General features: G+C 63.2%; 14 protein-coding genes and 1 tRNA gene. 6 read left to right on the forward strand and 9 right to left on the reverse strand.

Translation table 11 applies throughout. The features are described from left to right. The first annotated feature begins 213 nt into the window (after positions 1–213). The 4 genes from Pla111_RS17600 to Pla111_RS02820 all read left to right on the forward strand — a co-directional run bounded on the left by Pla111_RS17600 (position 214) and on the right by Pla111_RS02820 (position 4568). On the forward strand, positions 214–1977 hold the full coding sequence (locus Pla111_RS17600) for a serine/threonine-protein kinase (RefSeq protein ID WP_146571133.1): 1764 nt from the start codon (positions 214–216) through the stop codon (positions 1975–1977). 158 nt (positions 1978–2135) lie between these two features. Then, complete coding sequence (leuC, locus tag Pla111_RS02810; RefSeq protein ID WP_146571135.1) at positions 2136–3551, forward strand: 3-isopropylmalate dehydratase large subunit; 1416 nt, start codon at positions 2136–2138, stop codon at positions 3549–3551. 72 nt (positions 3552–3623) lie between these two features. Next, positions 3624–4232, forward strand: coding sequence for a 3-isopropylmalate dehydratase small subunit (leuD, locus tag Pla111_RS02815; RefSeq protein WP_146571137.1), 609 nt, complete (start codon positions 3624–3626; stop codon positions 4230–4232). Between the two features lie 15 nt (positions 4233–4247). Beyond that, the gene (locus tag Pla111_RS02820; protein WP_146571139.1) at positions 4248–4568 is read left to right on the forward strand and encodes a hypothetical protein; all 321 of its coding nucleotides are present in this window, start codon (positions 4248–4250) and stop codon (positions 4566–4568) included. Positions 4569–4690: 122 nt separating this feature from the next. On the opposite strand, the gene Pla111_RS02825 is transcribed toward Pla111_RS02820, so the two are convergent. The 5 genes from Pla111_RS02825 to polA all read right to left on the reverse strand — a co-directional run bounded on the left by Pla111_RS02825 (position 4691) and on the right by polA (position 11972). Then, positions 4691–5230 carry a PP2C family protein-serine/threonine phosphatase gene (locus Pla111_RS02825; RefSeq protein ID WP_231930686.1) on the reverse strand — a complete coding sequence of 180 codons (540 nt, stop codon included), beginning with the start codon at positions 5228–5230 and terminating at the stop codon, positions 4691–4693. Next, a complete protein-coding gene (locus Pla111_RS02830) occupies positions 5158–6387 on the reverse strand; it encodes a GAF domain-containing protein (protein ID WP_146571142.1) in 1230 nt (409 codons plus the stop codon). Before Pla111_RS02830 ends, Pla111_RS02825 begins: the two co-directional genes overlap by 73 nt. Positions 6388–6726: 339 nt before the next feature. Then, on the reverse strand, positions 6727–8253 hold the full coding sequence (gene rho / locus Pla111_RS02835; protein WP_231930608.1) for a transcription termination factor Rho: 1527 nt from the start codon (positions 8251–8253) through the stop codon (positions 6727–6729). Positions 8254–8612: 359 nt separating this feature from the next. Continuing rightward, positions 8613–9215 (reverse strand): dephospho-CoA kinase, encoded by a 603-nt coding sequence (coaE, locus tag Pla111_RS02840; protein ID WP_146571146.1) that lies wholly within the window; start codon positions 9213–9215, stop codon positions 8613–8615. A 3-nt stretch (positions 9216–9218) separates the two neighbouring features. Then, positions 9219–11972 (reverse strand): DNA polymerase I, encoded by a 2754-nt coding sequence (gene polA / locus Pla111_RS02845; protein ID WP_146571148.1) that lies wholly within the window; start codon positions 11970–11972, stop codon positions 9219–9221. A gap of 482 nt (positions 11973–12454) precedes the next feature. Here polA and Pla111_RS02850 point away from each other — a divergent pair, with 482 nt between their 5' ends. Beyond that, positions 12455–13816: a hypothetical protein gene (locus Pla111_RS02850; protein WP_146571150.1), complete on the forward strand. Its 1362-nt coding sequence runs from the start codon at positions 12455–12457 to the stop codon at positions 13814–13816. Positions 13817–13848: 32 nt separating this feature from the next. On the opposite strand, the gene Pla111_RS02855 is transcribed toward Pla111_RS02850, so the two are convergent. The 4 genes from Pla111_RS02855 to Pla111_RS02870 form a co-directional block, all read right to left on the reverse strand. Continuing rightward, on the reverse strand, positions 13849–14277 hold the full coding sequence (locus tag Pla111_RS02855) for a hypothetical protein (RefSeq protein WP_146571152.1): 429 nt from the start codon (positions 14275–14277) through the stop codon (positions 13849–13851). Further along, positions 14274–15962: a HEAT repeat domain-containing protein gene (locus Pla111_RS02860; protein ID WP_146571154.1), complete on the reverse strand. Its 1689-nt coding sequence runs from the start codon at positions 15960–15962 to the stop codon at positions 14274–14276. Before Pla111_RS02860 ends, Pla111_RS02855 begins: the two co-directional genes overlap by 4 nt. 299 nt (positions 15963–16261) lie before the next feature. Then, entirely contained in the window at positions 16262–16639 is a 378-nt protein-coding gene (locus tag Pla111_RS17110; RefSeq protein ID WP_197524696.1) for a type II secretion system protein, read from the reverse strand. Between the two features lie 431 nt (positions 16640–17070). Continuing rightward, a tRNA-Ser gene (locus Pla111_RS02870) sits at positions 17071–17152 on the reverse strand. Between the two features lie 391 nt (positions 17153–17543). Here Pla111_RS02870 and Pla111_RS02875 point away from each other — a divergent pair. Then, the gene (locus Pla111_RS02875; protein ID WP_146571158.1) at positions 17544–17843 is read left to right on the forward strand and encodes a hypothetical protein; all 300 of its coding nucleotides are present in this window, start codon (positions 17544–17546) and stop codon (positions 17841–17843) included. Positions 17844–17845 lie beyond the last annotated feature (2 nt).

A 17845-nucleotide genomic window follows, 5' to 3' on the forward strand; every position in this document is an offset into this window, starting at 1 on the left:
AGCCTGCCCGAAGCCGTATGAACCGCCTATACTGGTGTGGCGTAGGAGGGCAGTCGGGTAAGCTGCGTAACGCTCGCCTGCCGATGCTTGGGCACCCCTAGTTCAGATCGTCCTGCCGCACCGTCTGGATTGCGGCGGACGACTTCGTTCCGCTGTTGGAATGATAGGGTGTGTGCCTCAGGCGGAAGGGACAGTCCGCGCGGGAGCCCCGACGTGACACAGCTTGACTTCGATAACGCCGAGACCATGGCGTCTCCGCTGCCTGCGGCTGCGGCACCAACCGTGCGCGGAAATAACGCTGCCGACGCGACGCGCACGCAGAGCGGCAGCAACTCGGGCAGTCGCGGTTCAGCGGCGATCGGTGCCGCGGCCCGTGGGCTGGTCCGGCTGGTCGAGGGGGGCACGCCCCACCTGAGCGCTGAAACCCGCGACGTGCTTCACCGCCGACTGTTGTTGGTATCGACGCTGCTGCTGGCCGGTTTTTCTGTCTTTTTCCTGCGCGCCCTGTTTTTCCGTGGCAGCGAGACAGAGGGTACCTCGTCACTGCTAATCTCGCACGGGGCGGTCATTGTCGTGCTTGCTGCGGTGTCGTTGTGCCTGCGCAGAGCCGCGGCGCTCGACCTGACGATGCTGCGGATCGCCGAGTGGGCAACCTTTGGCGTGCCAGCCGTCTTCTTTGCGATGATCACCACGCACAGTCTCTCGGTCGCTGCAGCACGCGGCTGGCAGCAGGAAGGGGGGGGGGCCCTGCCGATCGTCGTCGCACCGTGGATGCTCATCATTTTCACCTACGCTTTGTTCATCCCAAATACCTGGCGCCGATCGCTCCGCTTTATCGTTCCGGCGGCGATTGTGCCCGTGGGGATCATCTATTGGCGGATGTTCACCTGCCAGGAGACCGCGGCGTGCATGGGCCAAGCCATCAATGCCGACTACGCTTCGATGCAGGGGCTCGAGATGCTGCTGACCGCTGTGACCGCGGCGCTCGGGGTACATACGATCAACAGCCTCCGTCGCGAGGTGTTTGAGGCCAAGCAACTCGGGCAGTATCGCCTTAAGCAGCGGATCGGTGCCGGCGGCATGGGCGAGGTCTATCTGGCCGAGCACCGCATGATGAAGCGGCCCTGCGCGATCAAGGTGATCCGCCCGGAGAAGGCCGGCGACCCGCGTATCCTCGCCCGTTTTGAGCGCGAGGTTCGTTCGACCGCCAAGCTCTCGCACTGGAACTCGATCGACATTTACGACTACGGCCGGACGGAAGACGGAACGTTCTACTACGTCATGGAATACCTGCCCGGCCACAACGTGGGCGAATTGGTCGAGTCTGAAGGCGCGCTCCCGCCCAGCCGCGTTGTGTACCTGATGGATCAGGTTTGCCGAGCATTGGCCGAAGCGCACGCCCACGGGCTCGTGCATCGCGATATCAAGCCGGCGAATATCTTCTGTGCCTATCGGGGCGGGATTTTCGACGTCGCGAAGCTGCTCGACTTTGGCCTCGCCAAGCCGATCCTGCACGCTAGCGAAGAAACGACCGATGTTGCGCTGACGCAAGAAGGAGCGATCACCGGCTCGCCCCTGTTCATGTCCCCCGAACAGGCCACCGGTGAACGAGAGGCCGACATCCGCAGCGATATCTACTCGCTAGGCTGCGTGCTCTACTATCTGCTCACGGGGGCACCGCCGTTTGAGTACAAGCAGGCGGTCAAGGTGATCATCGCCCACGTATCAGAAGACGTGGTTCCCCCGCGGCACCACAACCCGAGCCTGCCGATCGAGCTGGAAGAAGTTATTCTGCGGTGCCTGGAAAAAGACCCCGAGGACCGTTACCAGACCGTCGATCAGCTCCGGATTGCTCTGAGCGAAGCCCCCCTGGAAGACTATTGGTCGGCGGATCGGGCCGCCGAATGGTGGACCGAGAAGGGCTGCCCGCAGCGCAAGGCGATGGCCGCGGCGGCCATCGAGGCGGCCGCCGTCTAAAAGGACGTTTGGCCGACTTATCGGAAGGTTTTGGGCCACATTGGGGGGCTCAATGCTTTGGCTTCTGGCCGCGTGCTACCAAGCGGCGAACCCCCGGCGTACACTGCGGGTCTGGCTTTTATTGACTGAGGTCCCGTAGAGAACCCCCGCCGATCGCGATGACCGCTCCCGCCGCTCCCCGTACGCTGTTCGAGAAGATCTGGGATGACCACGTCGTCCATGCCGAAGAGGGTCGCTCGACGATCCTCTACATTGATCTGCAGCTCGTTCACGAGGTTACCAGCGCTCAGGCCTTTGAGGGGCTCCGCCTTGCCGGGCGCCCTGTGCGGCGGCCCGAGCGGACGATCGCCACGGCCGACCACAACGTGCCAACGACGGATCGCTCGCTGCCGATTCTCGATCCGATCAGCAAGACCCAGATCGATACGCTCCGCTCCAATTGCAAGGAGTTCGGCGTTAAGCACTACGACTTGGGTGATATCAACCAGGGGATCGTCCACGTCATTGGGCCCGAGCTGGGCTATACACAGCCCGGCATGACGATCGTCTGCGGCGACAGCCACACAAGCACTCACGGTGCGTTCGGCGCGTTGGCTTTTGGTATCGGAACCAGCGAGGTTGAACACGTTCTGGCAACGCAGACACTCTTGCAGAACAAGCCGAAGACGCTTGAGCTGCGCGTCGACGGCGAGTTGGGCCCCGGCGTGACCGCGAAGGACATGATCCTGTACCTGATCGGTCAGATCACCACGGCGGGCGGTACGGGCCACTGTATCGAGTTCACGGGCGATGTGGTCCGCGGTCTGTCGATGGAAGGTCGGATGACCGTGTGCAACATGTCGATCGAGGCCGGCGCTCGCGCCGGTATGATCGCTCCCGACGAAACGACTTTCGCTTACCTCGAAGGAAAGAAGTACGCTCCCCAGGGCAAAGACTGGGACGCAGCAGTTGCGCGCTGGCGCGTCCTGCCGACCGATACGGGAGCCAAGTACGACAAATCGCTGGTGTTTGCCGGGGCCGACATCGCGCCGCAGGTCAGCTGGGGAACCAATCCGGGCCAGGTCACGAGCGTCACGGGCGTGGTTCCCAACCCCGCCGACTTTGCGGACCCCACCGACCAGAAGACGACCGCCGCGGCGCTCGATTACATGGGACTCTCGGCCGGGCAGCCCATTACCGATCTGAAGCTCGATCGCGTGTTTATCGGCAGCTGTACCAACGCCCGGATCGAAGACCTCCGCGCTGCCGCGGCTGTGGCAAAGGGCAAACAGGTTGCCGGGCACGTTTCGGCGATGGTCGTGCCGGGCAGCGGCGTGGTGAAGCGGCAGGCGGAAGCCGAAGGGCTCGACCGCGTCTTCAAAGAGGCCGGCTTCGACTGGCGTGAGGCGGGGTGCAGCATGTGCCTGGCGATGAACCCCGATAAGCTCTCGCCCGGCGAGCGCTGCGCCTCGACCAGCAACCGCAACTTTGAGGGCCGTCAGGGCCGCGGCGGGCGCACCCATCTGGTGAGCCCCGCCATGGCTGCCGCCGCAGCGGTCGCCGGTCACTTTGTCGATATCCGCGATTGGGACTGACCCTGCGGCACCCTTGCCCGCCTCGTGCCGCTTCCCCCTTCTAGCTTTTTCCTTTCCAGCTCTACGCTTGCGATGAATCCCTTCACCACTCACACCGGTTTGGTCGTTGCCATGGACCGGGCCAATGTCGATACCGACCAGATCATCCCCAAGCAGTTCCTCAAGCGGATCGAGCGGACCGGCTTCGGCGAGTTCCTCTTCTGGGACTGGCGGAAAGACGAAAACGGTGTTGAGAATCCCGACTTCGAGCTCAATCGTCCCGAGGCGAAGGGGGCCAGCGTGCTGCTGGCCCGTCGCAATTTCGGCAGCGGCTCCAGCCGCGAGCACGCCCCCTGGGCGCTGGAGGATTACGGCTTCCGGGTGATCGTCGCGCCGAGCTATGCCGACATCTTTTACAACAACTGCTTCAAGAATGGCATGCTGCCGATCGTGCTGACCGAAGCGCAGGTGGAAGAACTCTTCCAGCGTGCCGCGCAGCACGCCGGCTATCGCCTGACCGCCGACCTCGCGGCACAGACCCTCAGCGACGAGCACGGTTTATCGATCGCCTTTGAGGTCGATCCCTTCCGCAAGCACTGCCTGATGAACGGCCTGGACGACATCGGTCTGACGCTCGAGCACGAGACCAAGATTTCGGCCTTCGAGAAGCACCACACGCACCTCGCACCAACCGCCGATTAATCGAGATAGGAAGCGATGAGCCGACGAGAGAAGATCGAGGCGATGCTTGCCGATGATCCGCAAGATGCGTTCTTGCGGTACAGCTTGGCGATGGAGCTCGACAAAGAGGGGGATCACGACGCGAGCCTCGCCCGGTTTGCGGAGCTAACGCACGACTCCACGCCTTATGTGCCCGCGTACTTTATGGCCGCCCAGCAGTTGGCTCGGCTAGACCGAGTGATCGAGGCACGGGCCTACTTGCGAGACGGCATCGAAACGGCCCGACAACAAGGCAACGCCCACGCCGCCGGCGAGATGAGCGAGTTCCTGCAGTCGCTGGGGTCGGCAGGAGAGTAAGGCTCGTGGTGCCTCTAGAAGTTGTGGCACGCCAGATGCGGAGTGCAGTGGCTTGGGCTGGAATCTGAAAGCCAGAGCCCGAGACATGTAACAAGATAGCACTACCGGATCGGTGCTCTACGCTACTCCTCGTCACGACCGAAGCAGCACAGGCACATGTCGTCGCTCTGGGCGAAGCCGTCGACAAACTTGCGGACGTCTTCCAGCACGTGCTGACCCAGATCGGCGACGGTCTTCGCGGGGATTTTTACCTGCTCGGCAAGCCGTTCGGCCCCGTAGAGATCGCGATTGGCGTTCATCGCCTCGCTAAAGCCGTCCGTGAAGACCGTGATTGACTCGCCCGGGGCGAGCGTGAAGGTCATCGATTCGTACTCGTACTCGTCGAAGACGCCGATCGGCAGGCCGGCGATCTCCTCGGCGATGACGCTCACGTCGCCCGCTCCGTTGCGCTGGATCGGCCCCATATGGCCGGCGTTGACCATCGTGACCTCGTGCGTATGCGGATCGACCACAGCGAAGATCATTGTGACAAAGCGGTCTTCGAGGTTTTGGGCTGCGAAGGCTCGATTGACGTAATGCACGGCGCTGGTCAGGTCCGGCTCGGTCGCGAGCGCGAAGCGGACGTCGCTCGAGAGCTTGGCCATGATGATCGCCGCGGCCACCCCTTTGCCCGCGACGTCGCCCAAGATGACAGCAAAACGGCCACCGGGCAGATTGACGTAATCATAGTAGTCGCCGCCAACTTGCCGTGCGGACTCGTAATGATCAAAGAAACCGTACCCGGCGGCGGTGGGGGGGGCTGAGGGAGCAGGGCCCGTTGCATCCGTGCGGCGAGCTCCAGATCTCGCTGCAGGGCGCGCTGCGCGATCATCTGGTCGTACATCTGGGCGTTATCAACCGCGATAGCCGCTTGGCTCGCTACCGCGGCCAGCACCTCCAGGTCGTCGTCGGTGAAGCGGCTGCCCTGATTCAGCGTATCGACTTGGATCACACCGAGCGCTTCGTCCTCCGCGCTGATCAGCGGCACGCACATCATCGAGCGGATCTGGAAGTCGGCAATCGATTCGGCCATGCCGAAGCGTTCGTCGCTGGTGGCGTCTGCCGAGAGGATTGCCTTCTTGCCGGTCATCGCCTCCTCGACAATCGTGCGGCTGAGGCGGATCGTTTCATCTCCTTCACCGCGACGAGTTTTTGAGGCGACCGGCACGAGCGGCGCATCGGGCTCGGGCCGCATCACGATGAAGGCGCGGTCGGCCTGCGTGAAGATCTTGAACAGGCTGTCAAGGATCTTGGGCAGCACATCATCGATCGACAGCGCCCGGCCGAGCCCCTTGCTGATCTCGACCAGTGCGGCGAGCTTCACCTCGGGTCGGGCCGAGAGAGACCACGTGGCACCCGACCCCGTGGCGGCTCCGCTCAGGTCGATGGTCGCCATGACGTTAGTGGTCGAGGCCGGGCCGTCGTCCTCTGCGATCATCTGCACCAGTGTCGACTTGGCGGGGGGGCCCGATCCACCCAGCAGCGAGGGGGCTGGCCCAAAGAACTCGAACTCTTGATCGCAGACGACAATCCGATCGCCGGAGCGCAGCTGCTTTTTGCCAACGATCCGCTCGCCGTTGACGTAGGTCCCGTTCCGGCTGCCGAGGTCTTCGGCATAGTGCCCTTCGGGCTCGGCGTGGAGCGCGGCGTGGCGGCGGCTGACCGCGGCGACATCGAGCGAGACCTCGCAGTCGCTGTTACGGCCGATGACCGAAACCTTGGCGGTCAGCGGAAAGTCTTTGCCGGGCTGGACGCCCTTGATCAAGCGGAGAGACGCCATCAATGCGTGGGGGGACGGTGGTAAGCGAAAATCGCCAGATCGGGGTGCTCAACGGGCACCAACCAGAGTCGCCAGGCTTTTCCCTTCCCGCTTCAGGGGGAGGGGCTAGGGGAGGGGGCAGAACCCTGGTACCAGCAGCACCACCTCTCCTAGCCCTTCCTCCAAAAAGAGGCGGGGGCAATGCGACAGAAACTGCCGTTTCAGATTGGAAACCCTCAGCCGCAGAGTGTAAGCCTGCGGGGCTTCGATCGGAAGCCGCTGGGCAAGTCTCCGCAGCCGCTGTGAGCCCTCTCGCTCATCGGACCGTTCTGGCCCTTCTTTTCGGGAGCGCTCGACCGGCTAGTCTTTCATGCTGATGAGGAACTCAGCGTTCGATTCGGTCTTGGCGAGGCGGGTGGTGAGCAGGTCCATGGCGTCGGGCGGGTTCATTTCGCTCAGCACACGCCGTAGCACGCACACGCGGCGATGCTCGTCGGGGTCCATCAGCATCTCCTCGCGGCGGGTGCCGCTGCGGTCGATATCGATGGCCGGCCAGATCCGCTTATCCACCAAGCGACGATCGAGGACGATCTCTTGGTTGCCAGTGCCCTTGAACTCTTCAAAGATGACCTCGTCCATCCGGCTGCCGGTGTCGACCAGAGCGGTGGCGATGATGGTCAGCGATCCGCCCTCTTCCACCTTGCGAGCCGAGCCAAAGAACCGCTTGGGGCGTTGCATGGCGTTGGCGTCGAGACCACCCGAAAGGATCTTGCCGCTGGGCGGGCACTCTGAGTTCCAGGCGCGCGCCAGGCGTGTGATCGAGTCGAGGAAGATCACCACGTCGCGGCCGTACTCGACCATCCGCTTGGCCTTCTCGATGACCATCTCGCTGACCTGCACGTGGCGGGCCGGCGGTTCGTCGAAGGTGCTGCTGATGACTTCGCAGTTGGGGCCGCGGACTTCACGCTCCATGTCGGTGACTTCTTCCGGACGCTCGTCGATCAACAGCATCATGACGTACGCGGCCGGGTAGTTCGCCAGCACGCTGCGGGCCATCTTCTGCATGAGGATCGTCTTGCCCGCACGCGGTGGGCTAACGATCAAGCCCCGCTGACCAAAACCGATCGGCACGATCAGATCGACGACCCGCATGGCGATCTCGTCGGGCGTGGTTTCCATCCGGATCCGTTCACCCGGGTGAACGGCGGTCAGGTCGTCGTAAGAGACTTTCTTGGTGAGCTTGTTTGGGTCGTCGTCGTTGATGGACTCAACGCGCAAGAGCGCAAAGTAGCGCTCGTTCTCTTTTGGCGGGCGGATCGTGCCCGATACGGTGTTGCCGTTGCGCAGGTTGAATCGGCGGATCTGGCTGGGCGAAACGTAGATATCGTCCGGGCACGAGAGGTAGTGGTACTCGGGGCTGCGGAGGAAGCCGAAGCCGTCTGGCAGGATCTCCAGGGTGCCCTGGCCGACCATCATGCCGTTGAGCTTCACCCGCTGCTTGAGGATTCGGAAGATCAGATCCTGCTTCTTGAGCCCCGCAGCGTTCTCGACCCCCTCGTTCTCGGCGATGTCCAGCAGGTCGGCCGACGACAACGCCTGCAACGCGGCGATGTGAATGTTGCTGTCGAGCTCTTTGGCCTTTGAGATCTGCGACCCGCTACGTCGCATCCGCTCGGCGGCCTTGTCCAGCTCCTCGGCGATCGAGAGCGGCTCCTCGCGGTCCAGCCGGCGGAGCAGCTCGTCATCGACCGGGGTGGGCGAGATGTTGCTCAGCGATCGGCGCGGCAAGTGCGGACCACCGGTGTGCCCGCCACCGACGTTAGCCCCGCCGGGGCCGCTGGTGCGGGGACGGTCGGAGCGAGAATCGCGGTTGCTGGTATCGGCCATGACAGGAGTGTTCCGAAGAGCGGCCCGCGGCGCGTCAATGCTCTGCCGAACGGCAAGCCGGATAATCGCCGGCCGCTGGTGCGGGACGTGAGGGAGGGGAAGGGGAGAAAGGGGGGGAGAGCTTCGGCGGACGCCGAAAAAAAGGTGGGACGTAAGGGTCGAGATTCGGTCCGGTGTTCCAAGCTTGGAACACCGCCCAGGAGAAAGGAGTGTCGCGGGGGGAGGGAAGTCGCTGAGGAGCCTGATCGGAAGGTTCATCCGAGTATGACAAAAGGTTTGCCAAGGTGGTAGCGGATTTTATCGATAGAGCGGTGTAGCCCCTCCTTTTGGGGGAGAAACGCGCTTCCTAGGGGGCCCCATCAGTCCGCCCGCAGAAGATCTTGCCAGAATTGGTCGATCGCTTGCTGGGCTTCCTCGGGGGTGTCTCCCGGGATGATCGTATGGGCCAGAGCACGCTTCTCGGCTAACGACAGTTGCGTTGCCTCGCGGCGGGCCAGCTCGGCCGGGTCCCAGCCGCGCAGGGCGGCGCGGGCTTGGCGGACCGCGTCCGAGGTTTCGACAAACAGGATCCGGTCACAAGCCGCGGCCCAGCCGGCTTCGTGCAGCAGGGGGATATCGAGAACAGCGGCCTTGAGCCCTGCGGCCTGAGCCTCGTTCAATTCCTCCGTCAGACGCGCACGCACCCGCGGGTGGATCAGGCCTTCGAGAAAACTTCGCTCGGCCTTGGCTTGCGCCGAATCCCCAAAGACCTGCTGGGCGACCCACCGGTGATTGATCCGCCCGTCGGCTTCCCGAGCGGATTGTCCCCAGCGCTGCTGGAGGGCCTCGATGACCGCTTCATCGGAGAGCGCGGCGTGAGCGTGGCGGTCGGCGTCGAGCACCGAGGCACCGAGTTCGGCCAGCCGGCTGGCGACAAACGATTTGCCGCTGGCGATCCCGCCCGTGAGTCCGATCACAATCATGCGTTAGCACTCCGCCCAATTGTCGCCCACGCCGATATCAACCGAGAGCGGCACCCGCAGATCGGCGACGTTCTGCATCTCCTCGCGGACGAGGGTTTCCAGAGCCGGCAGCTCATCGATGGGGGTATCGAAGACAAGCTCATCGTGGATTTGCAGGATTAGCTTGGCACGCAAACCCTCGCGCTGCATCCGCCGATGCACGGCGAGCATCGCCAGCTTGATCAAATCGGCAGCGGTGCCCTGAATCACGGTGTTGACCGCCGTGCGTTCGGGCAGGTTCATCTGCAGGGGTTGGGGGCGATCGTCGAAGAGCGAGCCGGCCGGTGGAGCGGGCTTGCGTACGCCGCTGATCGCCCTCCGACGCCCCATCAGCGTCTCGACATAGCCGAGCTGCTGGCAGCTTTCGAGCGTGTCGAGCATAAAGTCGGCGACGCCCGGGTAACGGGCGAAGTACTCGGCGATGAACGATGCGGCGACATCTTGTGGGATGCCCAACGACTTTGCCAATCCGAAGGCGCTCTGGCCATAGATGATGCCGAAGTTGACCGCCTTAGCACCACGCCGCTGCTCGCTGGTAACGTCACCAAGCGGTACCCCGTTAACCTGGCTGGCCACAAGTGTGTGGATGTCTTGGTCCGCGGCGAAGGCTTGGCAGAGAGTCTCGTCACGCGAGAAATGGGCCAGAACACGCAGCTCGATCTGCGAGTAGTCGGCGGATAGCAGCTTCCAGTCGGCACTCTCCGCCGCGTTGGGGCCGGCAACAAAAGCCGAGCGGATCTGGCGGCCTTCTTCGGTCCGAATCGGAATGTTCTGTAGATTGGGATCGCTGCAACTCAGCCGACCCGTTGCCGCCACGACTTGGTTGAACGAGCAGTGGACCCTTGCGGTGCTAGGCAGCACGAGTGCCGGCAACGCATCGACGTAGGTCCCACGCAGCTTGGCGTACTGGCGGTGTTCGACAATCAGGCGGGGCAGGGGATGCTGCAGGGCAAGCTGCTCCAAGACACTGGCGTCGGTGCTGGGGCCCGTTTTCGTCCGTTTGATGATCGGCAGACGCAGTTCTTGAAACAGCACCTCCGCCAACTGTTTGGGCGACGCCAGGTTGAACGGGTGGCCGACCAGTTCTTCAATCTCTTCGGCAAGTTCTTGGAGGCGTTTGCCAAACTGCTCGCTCAATTTGGCCAGCCGATCGATATCGACACGCACCCCGTTCCATTCCATCTGGGCGAGGACGTCCACTAAGGGCGTCTCGATCTCGTCCATCAGCGGCAGGAGCCCGACCGCGTCCAAACGATCGGCCAGCAGCGGCCAGAGCCTGAGTGGCACGTCGGCGTCCTCAGCGGCGTAGTGGCCAACCTTCGCAACGGGGACCTCGTCCATTCTTTTCTGCGTTTTGCCCGTACCGATCAGCTCTTTGATTTTGACGGTCTGGTGGCCCAGATAGCGCTCAGCGAGCACGTCGAGGTTGTGGGTCCGTTCGCCCGCGTCGAGCAGGTAGCTGGCGATCATGGTGTCGAACCGTAGTCCGCGGAGTATGACCCCCGCGCCGCGGAGCACGACGGCGTCGTACTTGAGGTTTTGGCCCAGTTTTTCAATCGCCGGGTTTTCCAGCACAGGACCCAGCGCACTCAGCACCTGATCAACAGGCAGCACCCGCTCGCCTGAGGGGCCACGAACCGGCACATAGCAGGCCTTGCCTTCAGCCCAGGCAAGTGAAAGCCCGACCAGCTCGGCTTCGCGGGGCGAGACCGAGGTGGTCTCCGTATCGACCGAAATGATCTCGCACCCCGAGAGCTGCTGCACCAGCTCTGCCAATCGCTCGGGCGTATCCACGATGTGGTAGTCACTGACCCAATCGGTTTGCGGTGAATCGACGGCACCGCCGGCGAGCTTTGCGGCCCGCTCGGCGAGGCTGCGGAAACCGAAATCGGCCATCAGCTCAGCAAGCCGCGGGGCGTCGGGCTCGGCAACACGCCAAGCTTGCCAGTCCACGTCAAACGGCGTGTGGTTATCCAGGCGCACTAGTCGCTGGGAAACCAGCGCCAGATCGCGGCCTTCGAGTAGGTTTTGCTTGCGCTTGGCACCTTTGACGCGTTCCGCATTGTTGAGCACGCCGAGCAAGGTGTCGTACTCTTCGAGCAGTTCCTTGGCGATCTTCGGGCCGATCAGCGGCACGCCCGGCACGTTGTCGATCTTGTCGCCGATCAGGGCCTGGAAGTCGACCACTTGGTCCGGCCGGACGCCCCAATCCGCCTGTAGGGCGACCTGATCGTAGACCTGATCTTTACGCAGGTTATAGATCGCGACCCGATCGGTGATGAGCTGCCGGCAGTCTTTGTCACCGGTAACGAGTCGGCAGGTGGCACCGGCTTCGTCGCACAACCGGGCGAGCGTGGCGAGCACATCGTCCGCTTCGTACTTGGGCACCGAGATGATCGGTAGCCCCAGGGCGCGGACCACCGCCTCGATCTTTGGGAATTGAGAGCGTAGGGCCTCGGGCATCTCGCCCCGCTCGCCCTTGTAAGCCGGATAAAAATCGTGGCGAAAGGTGTCTCCGGGCGGATCGAAAGCGCAGATCAAGGCATCGGGCCGCTTCTCTTCGAGCAGCTTTAGCAGGTCCTTGGTGAAGCCAAAGACGGCGTTCACCGGTTCGCCACGGGGGCTCGTCATTTCAGGGATCGCGTGGAATACCTGAAAAATGAGCGAATGCGAATCGACGACGTAAACCGTCCAGTCGGCGGGCGGGTCAGCGGCCATGCGGATCCGTGCGGGGGAGGGGGGGAGGGGCAGCCGAGGCCGGTCACGGCCGACGAGGGAGCGCTCAAGGTAGCCGGATCAGCCCGTGCCGGGCGGCGATCGGAATCACTACCGAATGAATTGCGACCGGCAGAGCCGCGCCAAACCGAACCCCGGAGCCCTTCCAGGCGGTACAATCCGCCCCTGGGAGCCGGGTTCGCTCTCGTTCGTTGACACGTGCTAATGCCCTAACTAGTTTCGACTTAGGCCTATCCCGCGGCTAGCCCCCGGGGGACTCGCCGGGCGGCTCGGCAACGGCGCTGCGACCGAGCAACCCCGCGGGAGAGGTCTCACGCCACTTGCAAAGCCGATCGCGTCATCGCGGACGCGCTCGGCCAAGGTGGTCGCTAAAATAAGAAGACTGCGTAAGATATAACTTTCGGCGCGCCCCGCAGGGTTCGCCTATCGATCGGATTGATCGCTCGTAGCTCAAGGAACTCTCGATGGCGGCTCGCCAAGACCAAACCCAGCAGATCGCTCTGATCGCCTGCGGCGTGCTGATCTTTGTGCTCGGTATCGGGCTCTACTTTGCCTACAGCAGCTACCAGAAAGAGGCGGCGGCTGTTGCCGACCTGACGCAGCGTCGCGATACCAGCGACAAGGCGGCCCGCGAGGCCACGCTCCAGGCCGTTGATCTCAAGCAGATGCTCGGCTTTGCTGGCGAGGCAAACTTCTCTGACGTGACCGAGCAGTTCGAGGCCGACAAGAAGCGGCTGATGGGCACCTTTGCTGAGACGAACCGCAACTATCGCGCGGTGATCGACACCCTCGCGGAAGAGAACCGAAAGATCGCGCTGCAAGAGACTGAGGCCAAGACCCGGGCGAAGGATCTCAAGGATCGCCTGGTCGCCATGGAAAAAGAAAAGGACGCCGAGATCCTCAAGCACAAGCAAGAGCTCGACAAGGCTAAAGCCGACCTTGCTGCGGAACAGAGCAACTACGAAATCGAGCGTGCCCGGATCAACGCCGAGACCAAGCGTCTGGCGACGCGTGTCAAAGAACTGCAGTCGGAGACCGAAAAAGCCATCGCTGCAGCGCAGACCGCCAAGGGCGTTGCCGAAGATGAACTCGATAAGACCAAGCGTGCCAACGAGGTATTGCTCAGCGAACGTGCCGTCGATAACCCGAGCTTCGAGGTTGCTGATGGCCGCGTGACCTTCGTTAATCAAGCAACCGGCGCAGCGTGGATCAATCTCGGTTCGGCTGACTCGCTCCAGCGCCAAGTGACCTTCAGCGTGTTCGAGTCCGACCTGACCGACGCCGGCAAAGCGGATAAGAAGGGGAGTGTGGAAGTCGTTCGGATTCTCGGCGACCACTTGGCCGAGGCACGGATCACTAGCGACGACCCCACCAATCCCGTCCTGCCCGGTGACCAGGTTTACAGCCAGGTCTGGCAGCGTGGCAAGCAGCGTCGCTTTGCCCTCACCGGCCTGATCGATCTGGACGGTGACGGACGCAGCGACTTGCAACAGGCCAAGGACCTGATCGCGCTCAACGGCGGCGTGCTGGACGCGTCGCTCGAGGATGACGGTACCGTCGATGGCGAGATCACCATCAATACCCGCTATCTTGTCCTGGGCGACTATCCTGAGCAGGCTAGCAAGGGCTCGATTCGCAGCGGCTTTGACACGATGAGCAAAGAAGCGGCCCTCCGCGGTGTCGAGACGATGTCGCTGATCGACTTCATGAGCCAGATGGGCTACGAGCCGACCGAGGGCACCTTCCGGTTCGGCGGCGGCTCGGGAGCGAAGACCGGTGGCGAAACCGGTTCATCGGGCGGCTACTACCGGTTCCGTATGCCGTGATTCGTTGGCCCTGTGACCGGCTTGGCGGCGGATCACCCTTTGCTGAACAGACGCTTGGCTAACCGTCGGGCCTCGGCCTCTTGATCGCCCAAAGCGCTGGAGCCCGCTGTAAACAGTTCGGGCCTTACGAAGACCTCCGCCGGCGAAGCGAGTGCCGCTTGGCTGGCAATCTTCCGCAGCAGTCGTTGCTCGCTGCGAGTGAGGCGGTGCGTTGCAGCAAGCTTCTGAAGCAAGCCGGTGTGACTCTGCCGGGACTCATTCCGCTTGGCAGCCTGAAGGGCAAAGTGCAGGCCCACCACTAAGCCCACAAAACCCAGCAGCAGAGCGAGCAAGCCGACAAGATCGGTGAACTGGAATCGTAAATTGGGCCCGCTGAATTGGTCGCCCAAGCGGCTCCAGTTTGCGCGTTGGGCCAGCAGCAACAGATCGTCTGCCAGGGCGCTTAAGCTGGGCGGGCTCATCGGGGCCTCCCCGCGGGCAGAAGGGCTCTCTCGTGCCGCCCAGTGATCATCGCGTAGCTCTGCTCGGCAGCGCGACGCACGCCGACCGCAGGGTCTCGGTGCAGCTCGGCAAGAGCCTGTTGTACCCGAGGTTCGCCCGCACTCGTGCCCAAGCAACGCGCCGCCTCGGCACGCACCGCGGCGTCGGGGTCGTTCAAACGAGCCATCAGGTCATCCACGACCTCGTCAACCAGGCCAAGAATCTCAGCCATCTCGATGGCCTTGAGCCTGCGTTTGGAGCCCGGGGCCCCGAGTTCGCTACGCAGTTGTTCCTGAGCCAGCGGGTCGGCCTTCGCGACGAGGGACCCCGTGCGGCGTTGCTCCTCGAAATCCATCTCCGCGGCCTCGTCACGCAGCCAGCTGTAAGTGATTCCCTTCATCGAACGCTGCGCGGCCCGTCGAACTTCTACCGCAGGGTGGCTGAGCATCTCGACGAGGATCGGGTTGTCATTCGGCAGTTGCTTCTTGCCGATGAGATTCGCGGCGGCGGTAACCACGGCCGGAGAGGGATCTCGTGCCGCAAGCGCAAGCGGAGTGTTGGCCAGATGGGGCGGCAGCGCCCCGATCACTTCGGCCGCGGCGAGGCGAGCCGCATCGCCAAGGATAAAACCGGCCGCGACGCGGGGATCATGCACCGAGAGCAGCACCTGTTCCAACAGTGTAACCAGCCGCCGTCGGCTCACCTCCGAGGCTCCCATGAGGCGTATCGCACCGGCGACCGCCTGATCGCTAAGCGTGAGCAGTTCAGGGCGCCGCTCATTGGCAAGCCACTCGAAATCTTTTAAGCGTTTAACGTTGGTCGAGACGCGCATCCCCAATCGCTTGCTGAAACGGGCGAGCAAAGGGTCCAGCGTTGCCAAGTCAGCGCGTGAAGCGATCGCTTCGAGGGCCACCGTGGGCGTTGCGGTGTTGTCGAGCAGCGCGGCATAAAGCGCGACGACCCCGGTGCCCGTTGCCGCCCGCAACCGCTCGATCAAGGCGGCATGCCCCCCCCGTTCCGGGTCGGTAAGCGTCTGTAAAAAAAGGGGATCGTCGGCTGGGGTTATCTCTAGCAGGGCGTCGATCAAGTCGGCTTGACCGTGCTGATGAAATTGCGTCAGTGCCAGGGCCAACTCGTTGAGTGCGGCGCGGCGAGCAAACGCAGGATCGGCGAGCCCCTCTTTACGCGTCGGGGGGTTGTCCAGGCGTCGGCGGAGCTCGCGAGACAACGCGAGCACGGCCAGCGGCTCGTTTTTAGCGCTGCGGCCAGTCAGCACGCGCGTGATCAAAGCCGGCAACGCCTCGACAACTAGCGCCTGGGCGGCCAGCTTCGCCGACGCTTCGGCAAGCTGACCCTCCGATCCTCCGAGGAATCTTTGCAAGGAGGAGGCGAAGCTCGCACGGGGCGCTTCGGCGAGCAACACGGCAAGCGCGTCTTCGGCAAGACGATTCCAGCCCCGCACGAGATTGGCATGAGCCGCTAAACTGTGGCGACGAAGAATCGTGCGAACCGCCCCTATTCGGAGGGCCGGATCGGACGAAGCTGCAGCGACCGCTAACACGGCGTCGCTCGACTCGTCTTGGCAATGCAACAGCACCCGGAGCGTGGCCTCAATCCCCACGGGCGCTTGCCGAGCAGCGGTGCGGGATCGGAAGGCGGTTGGCATGGGCTGGCGTTCCTTCGCCGCGTGGGGGGCTGCCTGCGATACCGGCTAGCGAGACCTCAAGGAACACATCGGCGCACGAGGGTCACTCGAGAGGGCCCCTTACGGGACTTCTTGATTTGAGCGCTTCGGGTCAGCGCTCGTCTGCTCTTAAAGAGATCGACATCGGCCGACCAATTCCGTCGCCGATGTGCGACACAGAATGTAGGAAACAAGGGTATGCGTCGGATTAGGACGCTTGTGCCGCTTGCACGTCCCGCGGTCGGAAAACCTTGCCAAGCGCTAGTGGCCTGTTCCTCGGGCTACGGCGAGTGGTCGCCGTTGGTGTGACCCACCACATGCTTCGTTGCCCCCGACGGATCGATCCGGTACGCCTGGCTGGAGACCGGGCATGTCGGCAAACCATCGGGGAAGTAGGTTCCCCCGGAGACGCCCAACTCGCTGAGATTCGCGCTCGGCCAAACGCCGTTATCGAGATAGTAACGCTCAATAGCGCTGTTAAGTTGGCCGGTGTTGTGAGCGCAGACGCTCTGCTTGGCTTTATCATTGCCTTGCGTGACACGCGGCAAGACGATGGCGGCAATCACGCCCAGGATCGTCACCACGGCCAACAGCTCCAAGAGCGAGAAGGCGCGTCGCGGGACGATGGGTTGTCGGTGAAGAAACGTTGCGTCGTTCATGGGTATCGTATGTCGAGCGCTGGTCCGACCAGGGATCGCGATCGGTGCCGGGACGAACAAGCCTAGCTTGCTCAAAGGCGGGGGGCAGACCTGGAGCGGTCTACGTGGAGTTCCGAATCGGCTGACATTGCCGTTAGGATCCGCAGAATCGTACCCGCTAGAGGTACGCCTGGTGGCGAGAGCGGCTCCGCTAAGCCGCTGATCTCGCCTGTCATGCCACACCGCAAGGAGATGCCGGATCGGACGATCCATGGAGCGACCCCGGGCAACGCGGGGCAACGGTGGTCGGGGTAAGACGTCGCTCCGCTGGGTGCATGCCACGCTAACGCGGCCCAAGCGCGGCTTGTAGCCGTGTCGTGGGACCGTTGAGTGGTTGCAAATGTCTTGCAAACGGCTCCTCCGGCCAGGAGCCGGAATCGACGTAAGTCAAGCGGAGGGCAAGGGATTCGAACCCTCAACCGGTTACCCGGCAACTGATTTCGAGTCAGCCTGCTAACCATTCGCATACCCTCCTCGAACGGCTTCACAAGAAGGTATCTCGTTCGGCCGCGGCCGACAAGCTGGCTCCTCGGCTTGGACCAGCGTTGGACAGCCTGGAGCCAATACGATCGGCTTATCCCGCGCAATGAGCGGCTAGGTCGTGCGAAACGCCTGAACGCGGTTCTGCGGGCCGTAGGCCCTACGCGGCGCAACGACATGGGCCTCAGGCAGCTGGGGTGCCGCGGCCGATTCAATCACGTGAGTCACGCGACAGGCCCATGGAGGGCCGTGACTCGTCAAGCTCCGGGCCAACCGCCCGGGGACGACGCTTGGGGATGCGCCAGGAAGGGGCTCTACCGCGCGAAAAAACCTTCCGCCCGCCAGGCTCTCCTGCCCTGCGGTCATTCCCCAACCCGGGCCCTCCATGGAAAAGACAATCCGCATCGTCACGCGTGGTGCCAACGGCGAGATCCGTAGCAAAGATTATCCGCATGTCGATTCGCTGCTGCGGATGCATTCGCAGATCGGGATCGACGACTGCTCAACCGATTTGTCGCTCCGCGGTTTTCCCGTGTTTCGCGGCCTGATCGGGCCGATGCCAGACGGTAAGGGCATTGTCCGTTACGAATCCCCCGAGGTGTTCGAGACGCTCACCAAGGAGTGGGGAGCCCCTCCGCCGAAGCGTTCGCGTCGTCGCAAGCCAGTCGAAACGACGCCTTCGTAACG

It is taken from the genome of Botrimarina hoheduenensis (assembly GCF_007859815.1).
GTDB lineage: Bacteria > Planctomycetota > Planctomycetia > Pirellulales > Lacipirellulaceae > Botrimarina > Botrimarina hoheduenensis.

Coding starts and splice junctions, on each gene's coding strand:
- leuC (WP_146571135.1), top strand. CDS start 2,136: ATGACCGCTCCCGCCGCTCCCCGTACGCTGTTCGAGAAGATCTGGGAT.
- leuD (WP_146571137.1), top strand. CDS start 3,624: ATGAATCCCTTCACCACTCACACCGGTTTGGTCGTTGCCATGGACCGG.
- Pla111_RS02820 (WP_146571139.1), top strand. CDS start 4,248: ATGAGCCGACGAGAGAAGATCGAGGCGATGCTTGCCGATGATCCGCAA.
- Pla111_RS02830 (WP_146571142.1), bottom strand. CDS start 6,387: ATGGCGTCTCTCCGCTTGATCAAGGGCGTCCAGCCCGGCAAAGACTTT.
- rho (WP_231930608.1), bottom strand. CDS start 8,253: ATGGCCGATACCAGCAACCGCGATTCTCGCTCCGACCGTCCCCGCACC.
- coaE (WP_146571146.1), bottom strand. CDS start 9,215: ATGATTGTGATCGGACTCACGGGCGGGATCGCCAGCGGCAAATCGTTT.
- polA (WP_146571148.1), bottom strand. CDS start 11,972: ATGGCCGCTGACCCGCCCGCCGACTGGACGGTTTACGTCGTCGATTCG.
- Pla111_RS02850 (WP_146571150.1), top strand. CDS start 12,455: ATGGCGGCTCGCCAAGACCAAACCCAGCAGATCGCTCTGATCGCCTGC.
- Pla111_RS02855 (WP_146571152.1), bottom strand. CDS start 14,277: ATGAGCCCGCCCAGCTTAAGCGCCCTGGCAGACGATCTGTTGCTGCTG.
- Pla111_RS02860 (WP_146571154.1), bottom strand. CDS start 15,962: ATGCCAACCGCCTTCCGATCCCGCACCGCTGCTCGGCAAGCGCCCGTG.
- Pla111_RS17110 (WP_197524696.1), bottom strand. CDS start 16,639: ATGAACGACGCAACGTTTCTTCACCGACAACCCATCGTCCCGCGACGC.
- Pla111_RS02875 (WP_146571158.1), top strand. CDS start 17,544: ATGGAAAAGACAATCCGCATCGTCACGCGTGGTGCCAACGGCGAGATC.